The sequence below is a fragment of the Nocardia sp. NPDC004573 genome, from assembly GCF_053602135.1.
The window spans coordinates 51,574-69,819 of record NZ_JBSGDA010000011.1 but is presented as its reverse complement, the minus strand read 5'-3'; the positions used below and the strand labels follow the sequence as shown (position 1 = coordinate 69,819).

Below are 18,246 nucleotides of genomic sequence, written 5' to 3'. Positions count from 1 at the left end.
CGTCCGCCGCTCGACGGGAGCACCGACCGCCACGCGTGCTGCCCGCCGGACGGGATCCTCAACCCGCCTCTGTCCGGCGCGCACGTCCCCCGCGCGGGGCGGTATGCCCACCGAGCGGCTCCTCGCACCCGCTGCTCGGTGGGCATCGGGGTTTCTGGACCTTTTCAGTGCCGACCGCCGGGGCGCCGGACGTCGGCCGTCTGCTTCGACGGGCCGAGAAGGCCGCTGTATCAACGCTTTCGACCCGAGGCCGGAGGAGCGCTCCGGTGACTTCGCCGCCGCGTCCGATCCGCTCGTCGCTATTTCCACCCGCGACGCAGCCGCTGCCGCGCAGCTCCGTGATCTTCGCCTGCGGTGGGTGAGTGGCGCCGCCGAGGACCACGCCCTGCGATCGAGGAGGCACGGCTCGTCCACCGGCCCGGTCCGGCATCGATCCGTTGCCGGGATTCTGCGGTGGCCACCGTCCGCGTCGGCCGAGTATTTACAGAATAAATAAAACGGACTTTTGTTCAATGGCGTGAACAAAACTGATCGTTATATAAACGGTCGATCGGCTCGGTGTGGACTGTGCGCAGAATCTATTGCGGATCGGTTCGTGAGTGTGCGGTATTTTTCGGAATGGGTGTTATCTCGCGGCGCCCGATATTCGACCTCCTGCCGATTTTTGTCCGGAAGGGCTAGTGCGCCGTATTGCGGATTTTTTCGGGTATTCACCGGGAAAGTGATTTCACGGGGATCGATGTCGAGACCGTTCGCGGTAACCGAAACGGTCTGGGTTTCAGCAAACGGTTCTGTCGCATCGCGCCGCGGCGTGGTCCGGAGTCGGCCGGTGTGGTTCGCTCGGGTGTGGCGCGGCCCCGGCTCCTGATCCGCAGCGCCGTGGCCGTTCTCGGGCCGGGTCCGCCCGTCTGGTGAAGTGGCGTGCACGCTCGGCATTCGCACATGCCATGGCGGCAATCGGTCCGCTGGGGGGCGTTCGCGCCGCCGCTCCGGCGCCGCGTGGGCGTCCTGATTCCACCCCGGCGGCCCGCGGAACGCGCGCCGGATCTTTGCCGGAACGGGCGGTTCGCGGATCACTTGCGGGAAAGCGGAACGGCTGGCAGGCTAACGCTCAGCACGCGACTGGACGGTTGTCCGGGCGCTTTGCCTGCCGAAGAAAGATTGCAAATGTGCTATGGATTCGTCTTCTCAGCTCTGGGAAGTAAGGTGCTCGCCTCGGATAAGGATCCGTGGTACACAGGACGCTCCGCTGTGTCGGCTTTTCCGTCACCGAGGGTAACGTCGATATGTCCATCTCGATAACCGCGGAGAAACATTCCTCCGCGGAAATACGCGGTCGCGACGCGCGCCGGCCTCGTCTGCCGCTCGCGGGCGCCTCGACCGGCTGCTTCGTCACCGATACCTGACCGAACCACTCGGTAGTTCTTGCGAACCCGCGCCGCTGCTCGCGCCGCCGGGTTTCTTTGTCGACCCTGCGATACCCGGGATGTGAAACGTGGACAACGGCGCTGGCGACTCGTCCGACCGCATGTTGGAGTACCTGAAGAAGGTCACCGTCGAACTCATGACGACGCGCGACGACCTGACCCAGCTGCGGGAGAAGATCGACGAACCGATCGCGATTGTCGGCATGAGCTGCCGGTATCCGGGCGGGGCCGCGTCGCCGGAGCAGTTGTGGGAGCTGGTCGCGGCGGAAGTGGACGCCGTGGGCGAGTTCCCGGCAGACCGGGGCTGGAAGCCGGAGGGGCTGTACGACCCGGACCCCGACCGCTTCGGAAAGGTGTACACGCGCTCCGGTGGCTTCCTGCGGGACGCGGGCGACTTCGACGCGGGATTCTTCGGCATCGGTCCCCGGGAGGCGGCGGCGACCGACCCACAGCAGCGGCTGCTGCTGGAGGCATCCTGGGAAGCCTTGGAGAACGCCGGAATCGCCCCGACTTCCCTGCGGGGCAGCGATACCGGCGTGTTCGCGGGCGTGATGTACGAGGACTACGAGCACACCGCCAGAGCGGCCGGACCCATCGCGGAGGGCTACGCGGGGATCGGCTCGACGGGCAGCGTGGTCTCCGGCCGGGTGGCCTACACGCTGGGCCTGGAAGGCCCCGCCGTGTCGGTGGATACGGCGTGTTCGTCGTCGCTGGTGGCCATCCACCTGGCGTGCCAGGCGCTGCGCCGCGGCGAGACATCCCTCGTGCTGGCCGGTGGCGTCACGGTGATGTCGACGCCGTTCCTGTTCATCGAATTCTCTCGCCAGCGCGGGTTGTCCCGCGACGGGCGCTGTAAGGCGTTCTCGGCGTCGGCGGACGGTGTGGGCTGGGGCGAGGGCGTGGGTGTCGTGGTATTGGAGCGTTTGTCGGACGCGCGGCGCTCCGGGCACGAGGTGTTGGCGGTTATTCGTGGGTCGGCGGTGAATCAGGATGGTGCGAGCAACGGTCTGACCGCGCCGAACGGTCCGTCGCAGGAGCGCGTGATCGCGGCGGCGCTGGCCGCGGCCGGACTGACGCCCGCGGATGTGGACGCGGTGGAGGCACATGGCACCGGCACCTCGCTCGGCGATCCGATCGAGGCGCAGGCACTGATCGCCGCGTATGGACAGCAGCGCGACGAACCGCTGCGCATCGGGTCGTTGAAGTCGAATATCGGTCATTCGCAGGCCGCGGCCGGTGTCGGCGGCGTGATCAAGATGGTGCAGGCGCTGCGGCACGAGACGTTGCCGAAGACCTTGCACGTGGATGCGCCGTCGCCGCACGTGGATTGGTCGGCGGGCGCGGTACGGCTGCTGACGCAGGCGGAGAGGTGGCCCGCGGGAGAGCGGGTGCGCCGGGCGGGTGTCTCGTCGTTCGGGATCAGTGGGACGAACGCGCATGTGATCCTGGAAGAAGCGCCCGCGCCGGCATCCGGCGACGAGACGCAGGACCGCGCCGCCGGTCCCGCTTGCGCGGCCGATGCCGTGCCGTTGCTCGTGTCGGCGAAGACCGACGAGTCGCTGCGCGCCCAGGCGGCCCGATTGCACGAGTGGCTGCTCGGGCATCCGGACGCCGACCTGTGGAGCGTGGCCTCCGCGCTGATCGAGACCAGGGTGCAATGGCACCGCCGCGCCGCGGTGGTCGCCCGCGATCGAGACCAGTTGCTGTCCGGATTGGCGGAGCTGGCCTCCGGCGCCGCAGGCGGTGCGCTCGACGGTGTGGCCCTCCCGGGGAAGACGGCGTTCTTGTTCACGGGTCAGGGTGCGCAGCGGGTGGGGATGGGGGCGGGGTTGTATGCGGCGTTTCCGGTGTTTGCGGGGGTTTTCGATGAGTTGTGTGCGGAGTTCGATCCGTTGTTGGGTGTTTCGTTGCGGGATGTTGTGTTCGGGGTGGCGGGTGAGGATTTGCTGCATCGGACGGAGTTCACGCAGCCTGCGTTGTTCGTGTTCGAGGTGGCGTTGTTCCGGTTGGTGGAGTCGTTCGGTATCAGTCCGGATGTGTTGATCGGTCATTCGGTCGGTGAGTTGGTGGCGGCGTATGTGGCGGGGGTGTGGTCGAGGGCTGATGCGTGTGCGTTGGTGGCGGCGCGGGGGCGGTTGATGGGTGCGTTGCCCGAGGGCGGCGCCATGCTCGCGGCCGCGGTGACCGAGCAGCGCGCCGTCGAACTCATCGCTGCGCACGGGAACGCGCTGTCGGTAGCGGCGGTGAACGGCCCGTCGTCGGTGGTGATCTCCGGTGACGCGGACGCCGTCGATCAGGTCGAGCGTCAGCTGTCCGGTGCGGGCGTCAAAACCTCGCGGCTGCGCGTCAGCCACGCGTTCCATTCCGCGCGGATGGACCCCATGCTGGCCGAATTCCGCGCCGTCGCCCAGCGGCTCACGTACCGGACGCCCACGGTCGCGGTGGTGTCGAACGTCTCCGGCGCGCTCGCCGAGGCCGAACTGACCGACCCGGAATACTGGGTCGAGCAGCTGCGCGGTTGTGTGCGGTTCGCGCCGGGCGTGGATGCCCTGGTGGCTGCCGGGGTCCGCCGCTTCGTCGAAATCGGCCCGGACGCGGTGCTGGCGGCGACGACACGCCGGTGCCTGGCCGAACATCCGGAAGTGGAAGCCGCGTCGATGGTGACCGCCGCCTCACGCCGTTCGGCCGATGAGGTGGCGCAGTACGTCACCATGCTCGCGCACGCCCACACGGCCGGTATCGACGTGCGCTGGCAGCCGCTGTTCGCCGGTCGGCCGCTGACCCGCGTCGTGCTGCCGACCTATGCGTTCCAACGACAGCGGTACTGGTTGGAACCGCTGGCGATCGAGGCGTCACTCGAGTCATCGGATCATCCGATGCTTACCGGCGCCGTGCCGTTGGCGGGGCGGGACGAATGGCTGTTCACCGGCCGGCTGTCCGTGCGGACGCATCCATGGCTGGCCGACCACGTCGCCTTCGGGTCGGTGCTGCTGCCGGGCACCGCCTTCGTGGAACTGGCGCTGACCGCGGGCGCCCGGCTCGGCACCGTCCTCGTCGAGGAACTGTTGCTGGAGGCGCCGCTGCTGCTCGCCGACGACACCGCGGTCGATATCCAGCTGACCGTCGAACCCGCCGACGAGACGGGCGCCCGCCGGTTCGTCGTCTATTCGCGCGCGATCGCGGCCGAGGATGCCGATGCGGGCGAGTGGGTGCCGCATGCCAACGGTGTCCTCGCCCCCGGGACGAATGATGTTCCCGCGTGGGTCGAATCGGGCTGGTCCGCCTCGACGGAGGACGTGGAATGGCCGCCCGCCGGGGCCGAACCGGTGCCGGTCGACCGGCTTTACGACCGATTGGCGCGTCTCGGGTTCGATTACGGCCCGGTGTTCCAGGGCGTCACGTCGGCCTGGCGCGACGGTGACGACCTGCTCGCGGAGGTATCGCTCCCGGCCGAATCCACCGAGCAGGCATCGGTTTTCGGAATGCACCCCGCCCTGCTGGACGCCGCCTTCCACACCGCGATCACCGAACTGGCCCAGGACATGCCCGCGGGCAGGCTGCCGCTGCCGTTCTCGTTCGGCGGAATCCGGCTGTACCGCGCGGGGACGGCCGCCGTCCGGGTGCGGCTGGAGCGCTCGGGCGCCGGACGCGTCCGGGTGGCCGCCGTCGACGACACCGGTGCGCCCGTGCTCAGCCTCGAATCACTCACCGCTCGCCCGGTGGATGCCGAGGCGCTCGGCCGCTCGGCCGGGCGGCGCGCCTCCCTGTCGGATATCGAATGGGTACCGGTGTCGGCGGCACCGGGCGGACCAGCCGCGACGGTCGCGGTGCTCGGCGCCGCCGACGTGGCCGGTGCCGAGCGCCGCGGCGCGGAACTCGCCGATCTGCTCGGCGACCAAGCGCCGGAGATCGTCGTGTGGTCGCCCACCGGGGCCGAGAGCGATGCGACGACACGAACGCGGGACCGGCTGCGGGCGACGTTGGAGCTGCTGCAGTCGTGGCAGACCGGGGAACGAGGGCACGAGTCGCGGCTGGTCATCCTGACGCGGGGAGCCGCGGGCCTGCCGGACGAGCTGCCGGACCCGGCGGGAGCAGCGGTGTGCGGTCTGGTGCGCAGTGCCCAGGCCGAGCACCCCGGCCGGTTCGTTCTCCTCGACGCCTCCCCGGAGGACGACGTCACCGCCGAGGTGGTCACCGCGGCGGTGCGGTCGGACGAACCGCAGCTGGCGGTGCGCGGTGGTGGCCTGCGCGTCCCGCGACTGCGCAAGCAGCACGCGGCGGTGACGGCGGACGGTGATTCGTTCGGCGCGGGCGCGGTGCTGATCACCGGCGGCACCGGCGGACTGGGAGCGGAGGTGGCGCGGCATGTCGTCGCCACGCACGGCGTGCGGCGACTGGTGCTGGTGTCGCGGCGGGGTGCACACGCCGACGGGGTGGACGCGCTGGTGCGTGAGTTGACCGGCGCGGGCGCGCAGGTTCGCGTGGCGGCCTGCGACGTGAGCGATCGGGCCGCGGTCGCGGCTTTGCTGGCCGGACTGCCCGGCGAATTCACGCCCAGCGCGGTGATCCACTCCGCGGGCGTGCTCGACGACGCCACCATCGAAACTTTGACCGCCGGGCAGCTCGACCGGGTGCTGGCGTCGAAGGCCGACGCCGCGTGGCATCTACACGAATTGACCCGCGACCTCGCGGCCTTCGTGCTGTTCTCCTCGGTCGCGGGTGTGGTAGGCGCCCCCGGCCAGGGCAACTACGCGGCGGCGAACGCGTTCCTCGACGCGCTGGCGTTCCGGCGGCGCGCGGCGGGTCTGCCCGCGGTCTCGATCGCGTGGGGCTCGTGGAACCAGAGCATCGGCATGACCAGCGGTCTGGGCGGTGCGGCGATGGCGCGGATGGGCCGTCTCGGCGTGCGGCCGTTGACGACGGCGGACGGCTTGGCGCTGTTCGATCGCGCCCTCGCCGCGCCGTCACCGGTGCTGATCGCGACGGAGTTCGATACCGAGGCGCTGGCGGTGCAGGCCCGCGAAGGCGCGCTGCCGCGACTGCTGCAATCGATCGTCGCGGTGCCCGTACGGCGGGCCGCCGACCAGAGCGGGACGTTGGCGCGGCGCTTGGCCGCCGCGCCGGAACAGCAGCGCGCGGCGATCGTGCTGGACGTCGTGCGCGAACAGGTCGCCGGTGTGCTCGGGCATATCTCCGGCGACGCCATCGATCCCGCCGCGCCGTTCACCGAACTCGGCTTCGATTCGCTGGCCGGGGTGGAGTTCCGCAATCGTCTCGCCAAGGCCACCGGCGTACAGTTGCCGTCCACGCTGGTGTTCGACCATCCCACCGCCGCGGCCGTGGCCGCGTTCGTGCGCTCCCGGGTCGGCGACGGGGACGACACCGACGCGGGCCGCGCCGCACGGATCAAGCGCCGCGTCCGCACCGACGAGCCCATCGCGATCGTGGGAATGAGCTGCCGGTACCCGGGTGGCGTCAGCTCACCCGACGGACTGTGGGAGCTGGTGGCGGCCGGAACGGACGCGATCGGCGAGTTCCCGGCCGACCGCGGTTGGGATCTGGACCGGCTTTTCCATCCCGACCCCGACCACTCCGGGACCTCGTATCTGCGGTACGGCGGCTTCCTCTCCGAGGTCGCGGAGTTCGACGCGGGGTTCTTCGGGATCGGGCCGCGGGAGGCGGCGGCCATGGATCCGCAGCAGCGCTTGCTGCTCGAGGCGTCGTGGGAAGCGCTGGAGCACGCAGGCATCGACCCTGCGTCGTTGCGGGGCAGCGACGCAGGCGTTTTCACCGGCGTGTCGTACCAGGACTACGAGGAGATCGCCAAAGCCGCGGGCGCGATCGCGGAAGGTTATGTCGGCACCGGCTCGACCAGCAGCGTGCTCTCCGGCCGGGTGGCCTACACGCTGGGTCTGGAAGGCCCGGCGGTGACCGTGGATACGGCGTGTTCGTCGTCGCTGGTGGCCATCCACCTGGCCTGTCAGGCCCTGCGCCAAGGGGAGAGTTCGCTGGTACTGGCCAGTGGCGCGCAGGTGATGTCGACCCCGTTCATGTTCTTGGAATTCTCTCGCCAGCGCGGGTTGTCCCGCGACGGGCGCTGCAAAGCGTTCTCGGCGTCGGCGGACGGTGTGGGCTGGTCCGAGGGTGTCGGTGTGCTGGTGCTCGAGCGTTTGTCGGACGCGCGGCGAGCGGGGCACGAGGTGTTGGCGGTTATTCGTGGGTCGGCGGTGAATCAGGATGGTGCGAGCAATGGTCTGACCGCGCCGAACGGTCCGTCGCAGGAACGGGTGATCGCTTCGGCGCTGGCCGCGGCGGGGTTGGCGCCCGCGGATGTGGATGTGGTGGAGGCGCACGGTACGGGGACGCCGCTGGGTGATCCGATCGAGGCACAAGCGTTGATCGCGACCTACGGACAAGGGCGCGCGGAACCGTTGTGGGTCGGTTCCCTGAAATCGAATATCGGTCATTCGCAGGCTGCCTCGGGGATCGGCGGCGTGATCAAGATCGTGCAGGCGCTGCGGCACGAGACGTTGCCGAAGACCTTGCACGTGGATGCGCCGTCGCCGCATGTGGATTGGTCGGCGGGGGCGGTGCGGCTGCTGACCGAGGAACGGCCGTGGCCCGCGTCGGTGGACCGGCTGCGCCGGGCCGGTGTGTCCTCGTTCGGGATCAGCGGCACCAACGCGCACCTGATCCTCGAGGAGGCCGCCGCGAGTGCGGAACACGCCACCGCGCCGGTCACCACGGACGCGCCCGCCGCGGGCGCGGGCATGGTGCCGCTGGTGGTGTCGGCGAAAACCGAAGCGGGATTGCGGGCGCAGGCCAGGCGGCTGCACGACTGGGTGGCGGCGCATCCGGAAGCGGACCCGGCGGACGTCGCGCACACCCTGCTGACCACGCGCACGCGGTTCGATCGGCGCGGCGTCGTCGTCGCGGGCGACCGGGAGGCCATGCTGACCGGTCTGGCGGACCTCGCGGCGGGTGTCTCGTCACCTGGTGTGGCGGAAGGCGCGCCGGTCGGCGGCAGGATCGCGTTCTTGTTCACGGGTCAGGGTGCGCAGCGGGTGGGGATGGGGGCGGGGTTGTATGCGGCGTTTCCGGTGTTTGCGGGGGTGTTCGATGAGTTGTGTGCGGAGTTCGATCCGTTGTTGGGTGTTTCGTTGCGGGATGTTGTGTTCGGGGTGGCGGGTGAGGATTTGCTGCATCGGACGGAGTTCACGCAGCCTGCGTTGTTCGTGTTCGAGGTGGCGTTGTTCCGGTTGGTGGAGTCGTTCGGTATCAGTCCGGATGTGTTGATCGGTCATTCGGTCGGTGAGTTGGTGGCGGCGTATGTGGCGGGGGTGTGGTCGAGGGCTGATGCGTGTGCGTTGGTGGCGGCGCGGGGGCGGTTGATGGGTGCGTTGCCCGAGGGCGGCGCCATGCTCGCGGCCGCGCTTCCGCAGGAGCGGGCGGCCGAAGCCATCGCCGGATTCCGCGGGCGGCTGTCCATCGCGGCGGTGAACGGACCGTCGGCGATCGTGTTCTCCGGCACGGAGGACGCCATCGCCGAACTCGAGCCCGCGCTCGCCGCCGACGGGGTCAAGACAACGCGGCTGCGCGTCAGTCACGCGTTCCATTCCGCGCTGATGGAGCCCATGCTGCCGGAATTCGAGGCGTTGGCCGCCGGAATCGGTTACGGCAGCACGCTGGTGCCGGTGATCTCCAACGTGTTCGGGGTCGTGGGCGGCGAGGCGTTCGCCGACTCCCTGTACTGGGCCGGTCACGTGCGCGACACCGTCCGCTACGCCCGAGGTGTCGACACCCTGGTGGACCTGGGCGTCCGGCGATTCCTGGAGCTGGGGCCCGACGCCGTGCTGGCCGCGATGACGCGGCAGTGCCTGCCCGAGGAGATCGGATCACGGTCCCTGGTGGCGGCGGCCGGACGGCGCGGCGTCGACGAGGTGCGGCAATTCCTCACCTTCCTCGCCCACGCCCACAACAGCGGCATCGAGGTGAACTGGGAGCCCTTGCTCGCCGGCCGGTCTCCGAAGCGTCTTCCCCTGCCCACCTATGCCTTCCAGCGACGGCGCTATTGGCTGGACGTGGTGCGTCCGGTCGCGGCGGGCGCCATCGACCATCCGATCCTGCTGGACGCGGTGCCGGTGGCGGGCAAGGACGAATGGCTGTTCACCGGGCAGCTGTCGGATGCCGGGCATCCGTGGGTCGCCGACCACGTGGTGTTCGGTACACCGGTGGTTCCGGCGACCACGTACCTCGAACTGATGTCGGCGATCGGCGACCGGCTCGGCGTGCGCTCGGTCGAGGAGATGCAGCTGGACATCCCGCTCGCTCTCGGTGAGCGCGCCGTCGACGTGCAGGTGGCGGTCGGTGCGGCCGAAGCAGGCGGACGGCGGCGTTTCACCCTCTACTCCCGCACTGCGGACCTCGATGACGCCGAGGCATGGGTGCCCCATGCCGGTGGCGTGCTCGCCGCCGACCCCGGCCCCGGCCACGCCACCGGCTGGGATCGGGTCTGGCCACCCGCAGGCGCGGAAGAGTTGGACGAAGAGGCGATCTATCGCCGGATCGCGCAGCTGGGCATGGAATACGGTCCCGCCTTCCGGGGCATGCGCGCGGCGTGGCGGCGCGGCGACGAGGTGTTCGCCGAGGTATCGCTGGACGACGCCACCGCCGCGCAGGCGTCTGGCTACGGCATCCACCCCGCCTTGTTCGACGCCTGTCTGCACCCCGCGCTCGACTTCGTCATGGACGACCTGCCCGCCGGTCGGGTGCCGCTGCCGGTCACGATCGGTGGGCTGCGGCCGGTCCGGTCGGGATCGGGGCCGGTGCGGGTCCGTGCGGTGCTGTCCGGCGGTTACCGGATCCGGCTCGATGTAGTGGACGAGACCGGCGCACCGGTGTTGAGCGTGGACTCGTTGGTGGTGCATCCGGTCGAGCGGCGAACGGTGGAGCGGGTCCGGTCGAACACGGCGGCGGTGCCGCTGCACGGGCTGGAGTGGGTGCCGGTGTCCACCGGCGACACCGAGTCGGCGGGATCGATGGCGATGCTCGGCGCGGGCAGCGTGGCGGGAATCGACCTGCGTGTCACCGACCTGCGCGAACCGGACGACGATACGGACGCGGCAACGATCGTCTGGGCTGCGGAGACCGCCGAAACGGTGGACGCCGACTGTGCTGACGCGGCTCGCCACTGGGTCACGCGGACAGTGGAATCGGCGCGGTCGTGGCTCACCGATACACGGTACGACGCGGCCCGCCTGGTTGTGGTCACCCGAAACGCGCTCGGGTTGCCGGGTGAATCGCCCGACCCGGCCGCCGCTGCCGTCGCGGGTCTGCTGCGCAGCGTGCAGGCGGAACATCCGGGCCGGATAGTGCTCCTCGATCGGGACGGTGATATCGACGCCGGGACGGTGTCGGCGGCGCTGGCCGCGGGCGAACCGCAGGTCGCGGTGCGTGCGGGCCGGTTGTCGGTGCCCCGGGTGCGCCGGATCGCGGCGGCGCCGGAAGCGGAGGGGATCTCGTTCGGGACGGGCACGGTGCTGGTGACCGGCGGGACCAGCGGTCTGGGTGCGCTGATCGCGCGACATCTGGTGACCGAACACAACGTTCGGCGGCTTTTGCTGGTCTCCCGGCGGGGTCGCGACGCCGCGGGTGTCCCCGAACTCGTCGCGGACCTGTCGGCGCTGGGGGCCCAGGTGGATGTCCGGGCGTGTGACATCGCCGATCGCGACGATCTGACCGCGGTCATGGCGGCGGTACCGGACGAGTTCCCGCTGTCCGGCATCGTGCACGCCGCGGGTGTGGTGGACGACGGGACGGTCGAGACCCTGACCGCCGCGCAGGTGGACCGGGTGCTGCGCCCGAAGGCGGACGGGACCTGGCTGCTGCACGAAGCGACGCGGGACGCGGCGAATGTCTCGGCGTTCGTGGTGTTCTCGTCGGTCGCCGGGCTGGCCGGATCTCCCGGGCAGGGCAACTACGCGGCGGCGAATTCGTTCGCCGACGCGGTGGCCCGGTTGCGCCGTAGCGCGGGCCTGCCCGCCGTATCGGTGGCCTGGGGTCCGTGGAACGCGGGCACCGGGATGACCGCCGACCTCGGTGCCGCGGGTCTGGAACGGTTGCGGCGCTTGGGTTTCCGCCCGCTCGGCGACACGACGGGGCTGTCGCTGTTCGACGCTTCGCTCACCGCGGGGTCGGCCCTGGTGATCGGCGCGGAATTCGATCGATCGGGGCTGGCGGAGCAGGCCGAGGCGGGAGCCTTGCCGGCATTGCTGAGTGCGCTGGCGCCCGCATCCGCGCGGCGGGGCGGCACCGGCGGGGAGCCGGTGGGCCGGCTGGCCGCGGCCACGGCCGCCGACCGCGCCGAGGTGGCCCTGACCGTCACCCGGGAACAGGCGGCCGCGGTGCTCGGGCACGCCTCCGCGGAGGCGATCGATCCCGAGACCGCGTTCACCGAGCTCGGTTTCGACTCGCTGGCCGGTGTGGAATTCCGGAACCGGCTCGCCAAGGCCACCGGACTGTCGCTGCCCTCGACCCTGGTGTTCGATCACCCGAGCGCCCGTGCGGTGGCGCAGTTCCTCGTGTCCAGGATCGGTGACGCTCCGGCCGCGCCGCCACGCCCCGCGCGGGTGACGCCGCGGACCCGGGTCGACGAGCCGATCGCCATCGTCGGAATGAGCTGCCGGTATCCCGGCGGCGTGAGTTCGGCGGAGCAACTGTGGCAGCTTCTGGTCGCGGGTACGGACGCGATCACGCCGTTCCCCACCGACCGCGGCTGGGACCTCGATCGGCTCTACCATCCGGACCCGGACCAACCCGGCACCACCTACGTGCGCGAGGGCGGATTCCTGACCGAGGCGGGCGCTTTCGACCCCGCTTTCTTCGGAATCGGCCCGCGCGAGGCGACGGCCATGGATCCGCAGCAGCGGCTGATGCTGGAGGCCGCCTGGGAAGCCCTGGAAGACGCCGGTATCGATCCGACCGCACTGCGCGGCAGCGACACCGGAGTCTTCGTCGGCGCCACTCCGTCCGGCTATTCCGAGCGGGTGGTCGGTGCGTACGAGGGTTTCCGGATGACCGGCAATTCCGACAGCGTCACCTCGGGACGGGTGGCCTATGTCCTGGGCCTGCAGGGTCCGGCCATGACGGTGGACACGGCGTGCTCGTCCTCGCTGGTGGCGCTGCACCTGGCCTGCCAGGCGCTACGGAACGGGGAGACGTCGCTGGCACTGGCCGGCGGAGTCACCGTATCGGGCAGCCCGGAGCTGTACGTGGACTTCGCGCGACAGCGAGGGCTGGCCCCCGACGGGCGGTGCAAATCCTTCGCCGCCGCCGCGGACGGTGTCGGTTGGTCGGAAGGGGTCGGCGTGCTGGCCCTGGAACGGCTCTCGGACGCCCGGCGGTCGGGCCACGAGGTGCTGGCGGTGATCCGCGGTTCGGCGGTGAACCAGGACGGCGCGTCGAACGGCCTGACCGCGCCGAACGGTCCGTCGCAGGAGCGCGTGATCGCGGCGGCGCTGGCGGCGGCGGGCCTGGAACCGGCCGACGTCGACGCGGTGGAGGCGCACGGGACGGGAACCCCGCTCGGCGATCCCATCGAAGCGCAAGCCTTGATCGCGACCTACGGTCAGGGCCGGCGTGAACCCGTGCGGATCGGCTCGCTGAAGTCGAATATCGGCCATTCGGTCGCGGCCTCGGGCGTGGGTGGCGTGATCAAGATGGTGCAGGCGCTGCGGCACGAGATGCTGCCCAGGACGCTGCACGTGGATGCCCCCTCGCCGCATGTGGATTGGTCGGCGGGGTCGGTGCGGTTGCTGACCGAGGCGGAGCCCTGGCCCGCCGGGGAGCGGGTGCGGCGTGCGGGGGTGTCGTCGTTCGGGATCAGCGGGACGAACGCGCACGTCGTCGTCGAAGAAGCGCCCGCACGCGACGGGCGGCCCGTCGTGCGCGACGGCGGAGCCGAGCCGGACGGCGTGATCGCGTGGGTGGTGTCGGCGAAATCGGAGGCCGGTCTGCGGGCGCAGGCCGAGCGGCTGCGGGCGTGGGCGGTCGAGCATCCGGACGCCGATGCCGGTTCCATCGGACGCTCGCTGGTGCAGACCCGCGCGCAGCTGGAGTGGCGCGGCGCCGTCGTCGGGGTCGATCGGGAGCAATTGCTGGCCGGACTCGCGGATTTGGCGGCCGGTCCGGGGTCCGGTGTGATCGAGGGGACGGCCGGCTCGGGCAGGACCGCGTTTCTGTTCACCGGCCAGGGCTCGCAGCGAGTGGGCATGGGCGCCGAGCTGTACGCGTCCTATCCGGTCTTCGCCCGGGCGCTGGACGAAGTGTGCGCCGAATTCGACCGGCTGCGGGAGCACTCCGCCGGTGCGGCGCAGACGCCTCCGCCCGGCGAACCGGCACTGTCGTTGCGGGAGGTGATGTTCGCCGATCCGTCGGGTGTGCTGGATCGGACGGAGTGGACGCAGCCCGCGTTGTTCGCGTTCGAGGTGGCGTTGTTCCGGTTGGTGGAGTCGTTCGGCGTGTTCCCGGACGTGCTGATCGGGCACTCCGTCGGTGAGCTGGTGGCGGCGTACGTGGCGGGGGTGTGGTCGCTGCCGGACGCGTGCGCGCTGGTGGCGGCACGCGGACGGTTGATGGGTGCGCTGCCGGGAGGCGGAGCCATGCTGGCGGTGTCCCTCTCCGAAAGCGATGCGGCGCAACTGCTCACCGCGTTCGGCGACCGCGCCTCGATCGCGGCGGTGAACGGACCCGAGGCGGTGGTGCTCTCCGGTGACGAGGACGCGATCGGCGAGCTGGAACGGACCATCGCGGCGCAGCGACAGAAGACGACGCGGCTGCAGGTGAGCCACGCATTCCACTCCGCGCGGATGGAGCCCGCGCTGGCCCGGTTCCGCGCCGTCGCCCAAGAGCTGACATACCGGGAGCCACTGGTGCCGATCGTGTCGAATGTGACCGGGGCGGTGGGGGAGGCCTTCACGGATCCGGAGTACTGGGTCGGGCAGATCCGCGCGGCTGTCCGGTTCGCGCCCGGTATCCGGGCGCTGGCCGAGACCGGCGCGCGCCGGTTCCTCGAGATAGGTCCGGACGCCGTGCTCACAGCCATGACCCGCGGCTGCCTCGGGGACGACGCCGCGAACGGATGGCTGACCGCCGCCGCGGCCCGCCGCGCGGGAGCGGAAGCGCGGCACTTCGTGACCTTCCTGGCCCGCGCGCACGTCGCCGGGGTGGCGGTGGACTGGCAACCGCTGTGGGAAGGCAGCTCGGCGCGCCGGGTTCCGTTGCCGACGTACGCGTTCGACCATCAGCGGTATTGGCTCACCGCCGCCGGGCACACCCCCGACGTGCGGTCCTCCGGCCTGGACGATGTCGACCATCCGCTGCTCGGCGCCGCCGTCTGGCTTCCGGACTCCCGCGGTGTGGTGGCGACCGGTCGTCTGTCGCTGTCGAGCCACCCGTGGCTGGCCGACCATATGATCGGCGGAACCGTGCTGCTGCCGGGGACGGCTTTCGCCGAGTTGGCGCTGTACCTCGGCGCGATGACCGGCAATCCGCGCCTGGCCGAGCTCGTGGTGACGGCGCCCTTGGCGGTCCCGGCCGACGGCTCGGTCGAATTGCGTGTGCTGGCGGACGGCCCCGACGACACCGGCGCGCGTGCGGTGTCGGTGTACTCGCGTCCACATCGCGCCGGCGCGCCGGAACAGGCGGAATGGATCCGGCACGCCACCGGATCCCTTGTCGTGCAGTCGACGTCGGTCGAGACGGCCACGCTGACCGAACCCTGGCCGCCGGTAGGGGCGGTGCCGGTGGACGTCAGCGACATGTACACCGAGTTCGCCGACCGCGGCTACGGGCACGGGCCGTTGTTCCAGGGATTGACCGCACTGTGGCGGCGCGGCGAGGAGGTCTTCGCCGAGGTGCGCCTGCCCGGACAAGAGAATTCGGCGACCGACCGATTCGGGCTGCATCCGGCGTTGCTGGATGCGGCGTTGCACGCGATCCGGTTCACCGGGCTGACCGGTGAGCCCGTCGCTGACGAGATCTACGTCCCCTACTCGTGGGAGGACGTGGACCTGCACGCCGTGGGTGCGGACGCGGCGCGGGTACGGTTGGCCGCGGCCGAGCCCCGCTCCGGGGACAGGGACAACCAGCCGATCGCGGTGACGCTCACCGATGCGCACGGCGAACAGATCTTCCGGGTTGCGGCGTTGACCATGCGCCCGATCCCGATCGACACGCTGCGGTCCGCCGGCGCCGCCCGCACCGGGCACGATCCGTATCGGCTCCGGTGGGTGCCACTGCCGGCCGGGGAGCGCCACGGACTCGGCGCGGACGAGGACTGGGCGCTCGTCGGCACCGACGAGATCGTGCGCGTCGACGGAGGTTCCGTCGCGGTGCTCCGGATCGAGGACACACCCGCGGACAGCGACGTGCCCGATGTGGTGCGCGGGCGGCTCGCCGATACGGCGGAACGGGTGACCGAACTCCTGACCCGCCACGACCGGGTCGTCGTCGTCACCCACGGGGCGGTCGCCGTGACACCCACGGTGTCGGTGGACCTCGCCGGCGCGGCGGTGTGGGGTCTGCTGCGCAGCGGGCAGCACGAGAACCCGGGCCGGATCCTGCTCGTCGACGTGGCGGACCGGGCGGGATACCGCCGTGCCGTCGCGACGTTACTCGGCATGGCCGACGAAGCCCAGGCGGCCGTGCGTGAGGATGCCGTGTACGTGCCCCGCTTGAGCCGGAGCGCGTCCGACGCGCACGGAAAACCCGCTCCGCGGCCGAATCCCGACGGCACGGTGCTGATCACCGGCGGCACCGGAAGCCTCGGTGGGCTCACGGCCCGGCACCTCGTCGTCGAGCACGGTGTGCGCAGGGTGCTGCTGGCGAGCAGGCGCGGTCCGGACGCGCCGGGCGCGGCGGAATTGGCGGCGGAACTGGCCGGACTGGGTGCGCACGTGCAGATCGCGTCCTGTGATGTGAGCGACCGGGCGGCGCTCGACCGGCTGCTGTCGGCCGTTCCGCCGGAGCATCCGCTGACCGCCGTCGTGCACACCGCGGGCACACTCGCGGACGGACTCCTGGCCGACCTCACCCCGGAGCGGCTCGCCGCGGTGCTCCGGCCCAAGGCCGACGCGGCCTGGCACCTGCACGAAGCCACCGCCGATCTCGAGTTGTCGATGTTCGTGCTGTTCTCCTCGTTCGCGGGCACGATCGGCAGCCCGGGCCAAGCCAACTACGCGGCGGCGAACGCGTTCCTCGACGCGCTCGCGCAGCACCGGCACCACCGCGGACTGCCGGCCACCTCGCTCGCGTGGGGACCGTGGCGCGCGGAGAGCGGAATGACGAGCACCCTCACCGACACCGACATCGCACGGATGCGCCGCGAGGGCCTGATCCCGCTCGACGACGACTCCGGAATGTCGTTGCTGGACAGCGCCATAGCCGCGGGCGAGCCGACCGGTGTCGGCGCGCGTCTGGATCCGGCGGTGCTGAACGCCCTCGCCGCGGCGGGAGCGTTGCCCAGGATGCTCGCTTCCCTGGTCACCGCGGCACCGCGACGCGCGAGCGGAGTGCGGTCGCTGGCACGGCAGCTGGCCGCGACCGCCGAAGCGGAGCGCCCCGGCGTGGTGCTGGCCGCCGTTCGCGAGCACATCGCGGCGAGCCTCGGCCACGCCTCCGGTGACGCGATCGATCCGGGAGCTCCGTTCACGGAACTGGGATTCGACTCGCTGGCGGGCATCGAGTTCCGCAATCGTTTGGCCGAGGCCACCGGGCTGACGCTGCCGTCGACACTCGTGTTCGACCATCCCACCGGCGAGGCCCTGGCGGCGTATGTGGCTTCCCGGATCCCGGAGATGGCGCCCGCGGACGTGCCCGCCACCGCGATGCATGTGGAAACCGGATCCAGGGGTGCGCTCACCGAGCTGGTGCTGGCCGCGCACCGGCGCGGCCGGGTCGGCGCCGCGATACCGATGCTGCTGGCGAGCGCAGAACTCGTGGACACCTTCACCGAGGTGGCAGCCCCGGCGCCGATTCCGCTGAGCAGGGCGACCGGATCGGCGACCCTGCTCTGTGTCCCGTCGTTCGTGGTCGGCACCGGGCCGCACCAGTTCGCCCGGCTGGCCAGGGAACTCGGCGCCGACCGGACGATCGCGGCGCTGCGCTTGCCCGGTACGCAGCCGGGCGAGGCGCTGCCGGAATCCTGGGACGTGCTGCTGGATCACCTGGCCGCGGCGGTGCGCAACCGCGGTGACGAGCGGCCGGTCGCGCTGCTCGGCTATTCGGCCGGCGGCGCGATCGCGCACGCGCTGGCGCATCGGCTGGAGCGGGACGGGCGCGGCCCGGCTGCGGTGATCCTGCTGGACACGTATTCACCCGACGACCCGGAGGAGAACCGCCGGGTGCTGCTGAGCGCGATCGGCTCGGTACTCGACCTCGGACACGAGGTAACCGAGGTCGGGGATCACGGTCTGGTCGCCATGGCGAAATACGCGCGGCTGTTCGAGCAACGCTTGCCGTCGCCGATTGCCGCGCCGACGTTCGACCTGCGGGCCACCACACCGCTGCCGGGGCTGGACCTCGCCGAGCCGGTGCCGGCCTGGCTGCACACCGGCGAGACGGTCGAGCTCGACGCCGACCATTTCTCGATCATCGGAGCGGCCTCCCCGGCCGTCGCCACCGAGATTCGGCGCTGGCTGGGCGAACTCGACGAAACGGAGCCGGCGCTCGCGCGGTCGGCGGCAGGCAGTGACGGTGCTCCGCGATGACCGCCGGGCGGGCGTGACACGTGGCATCGAAGAGGCGAGACAGAGGAAATCCC

At 71.1% G+C, this 18,246-nt stretch carries 1 pseudogene; it reads left to right on the top strand.

From position 1 onward, the window contains the following. Window positions 1-1,495: 1,495 nt before the first annotated feature. Window positions 1,496-18,109 (top strand): annotated as a pseudogene (locus tag ACWEKR_RS19010) (SDR family NAD(P)-dependent oxidoreductase); the annotation flags it as partial. Between the last annotated feature and the right edge of the window lie 137 nt (window positions 18,110-18,246).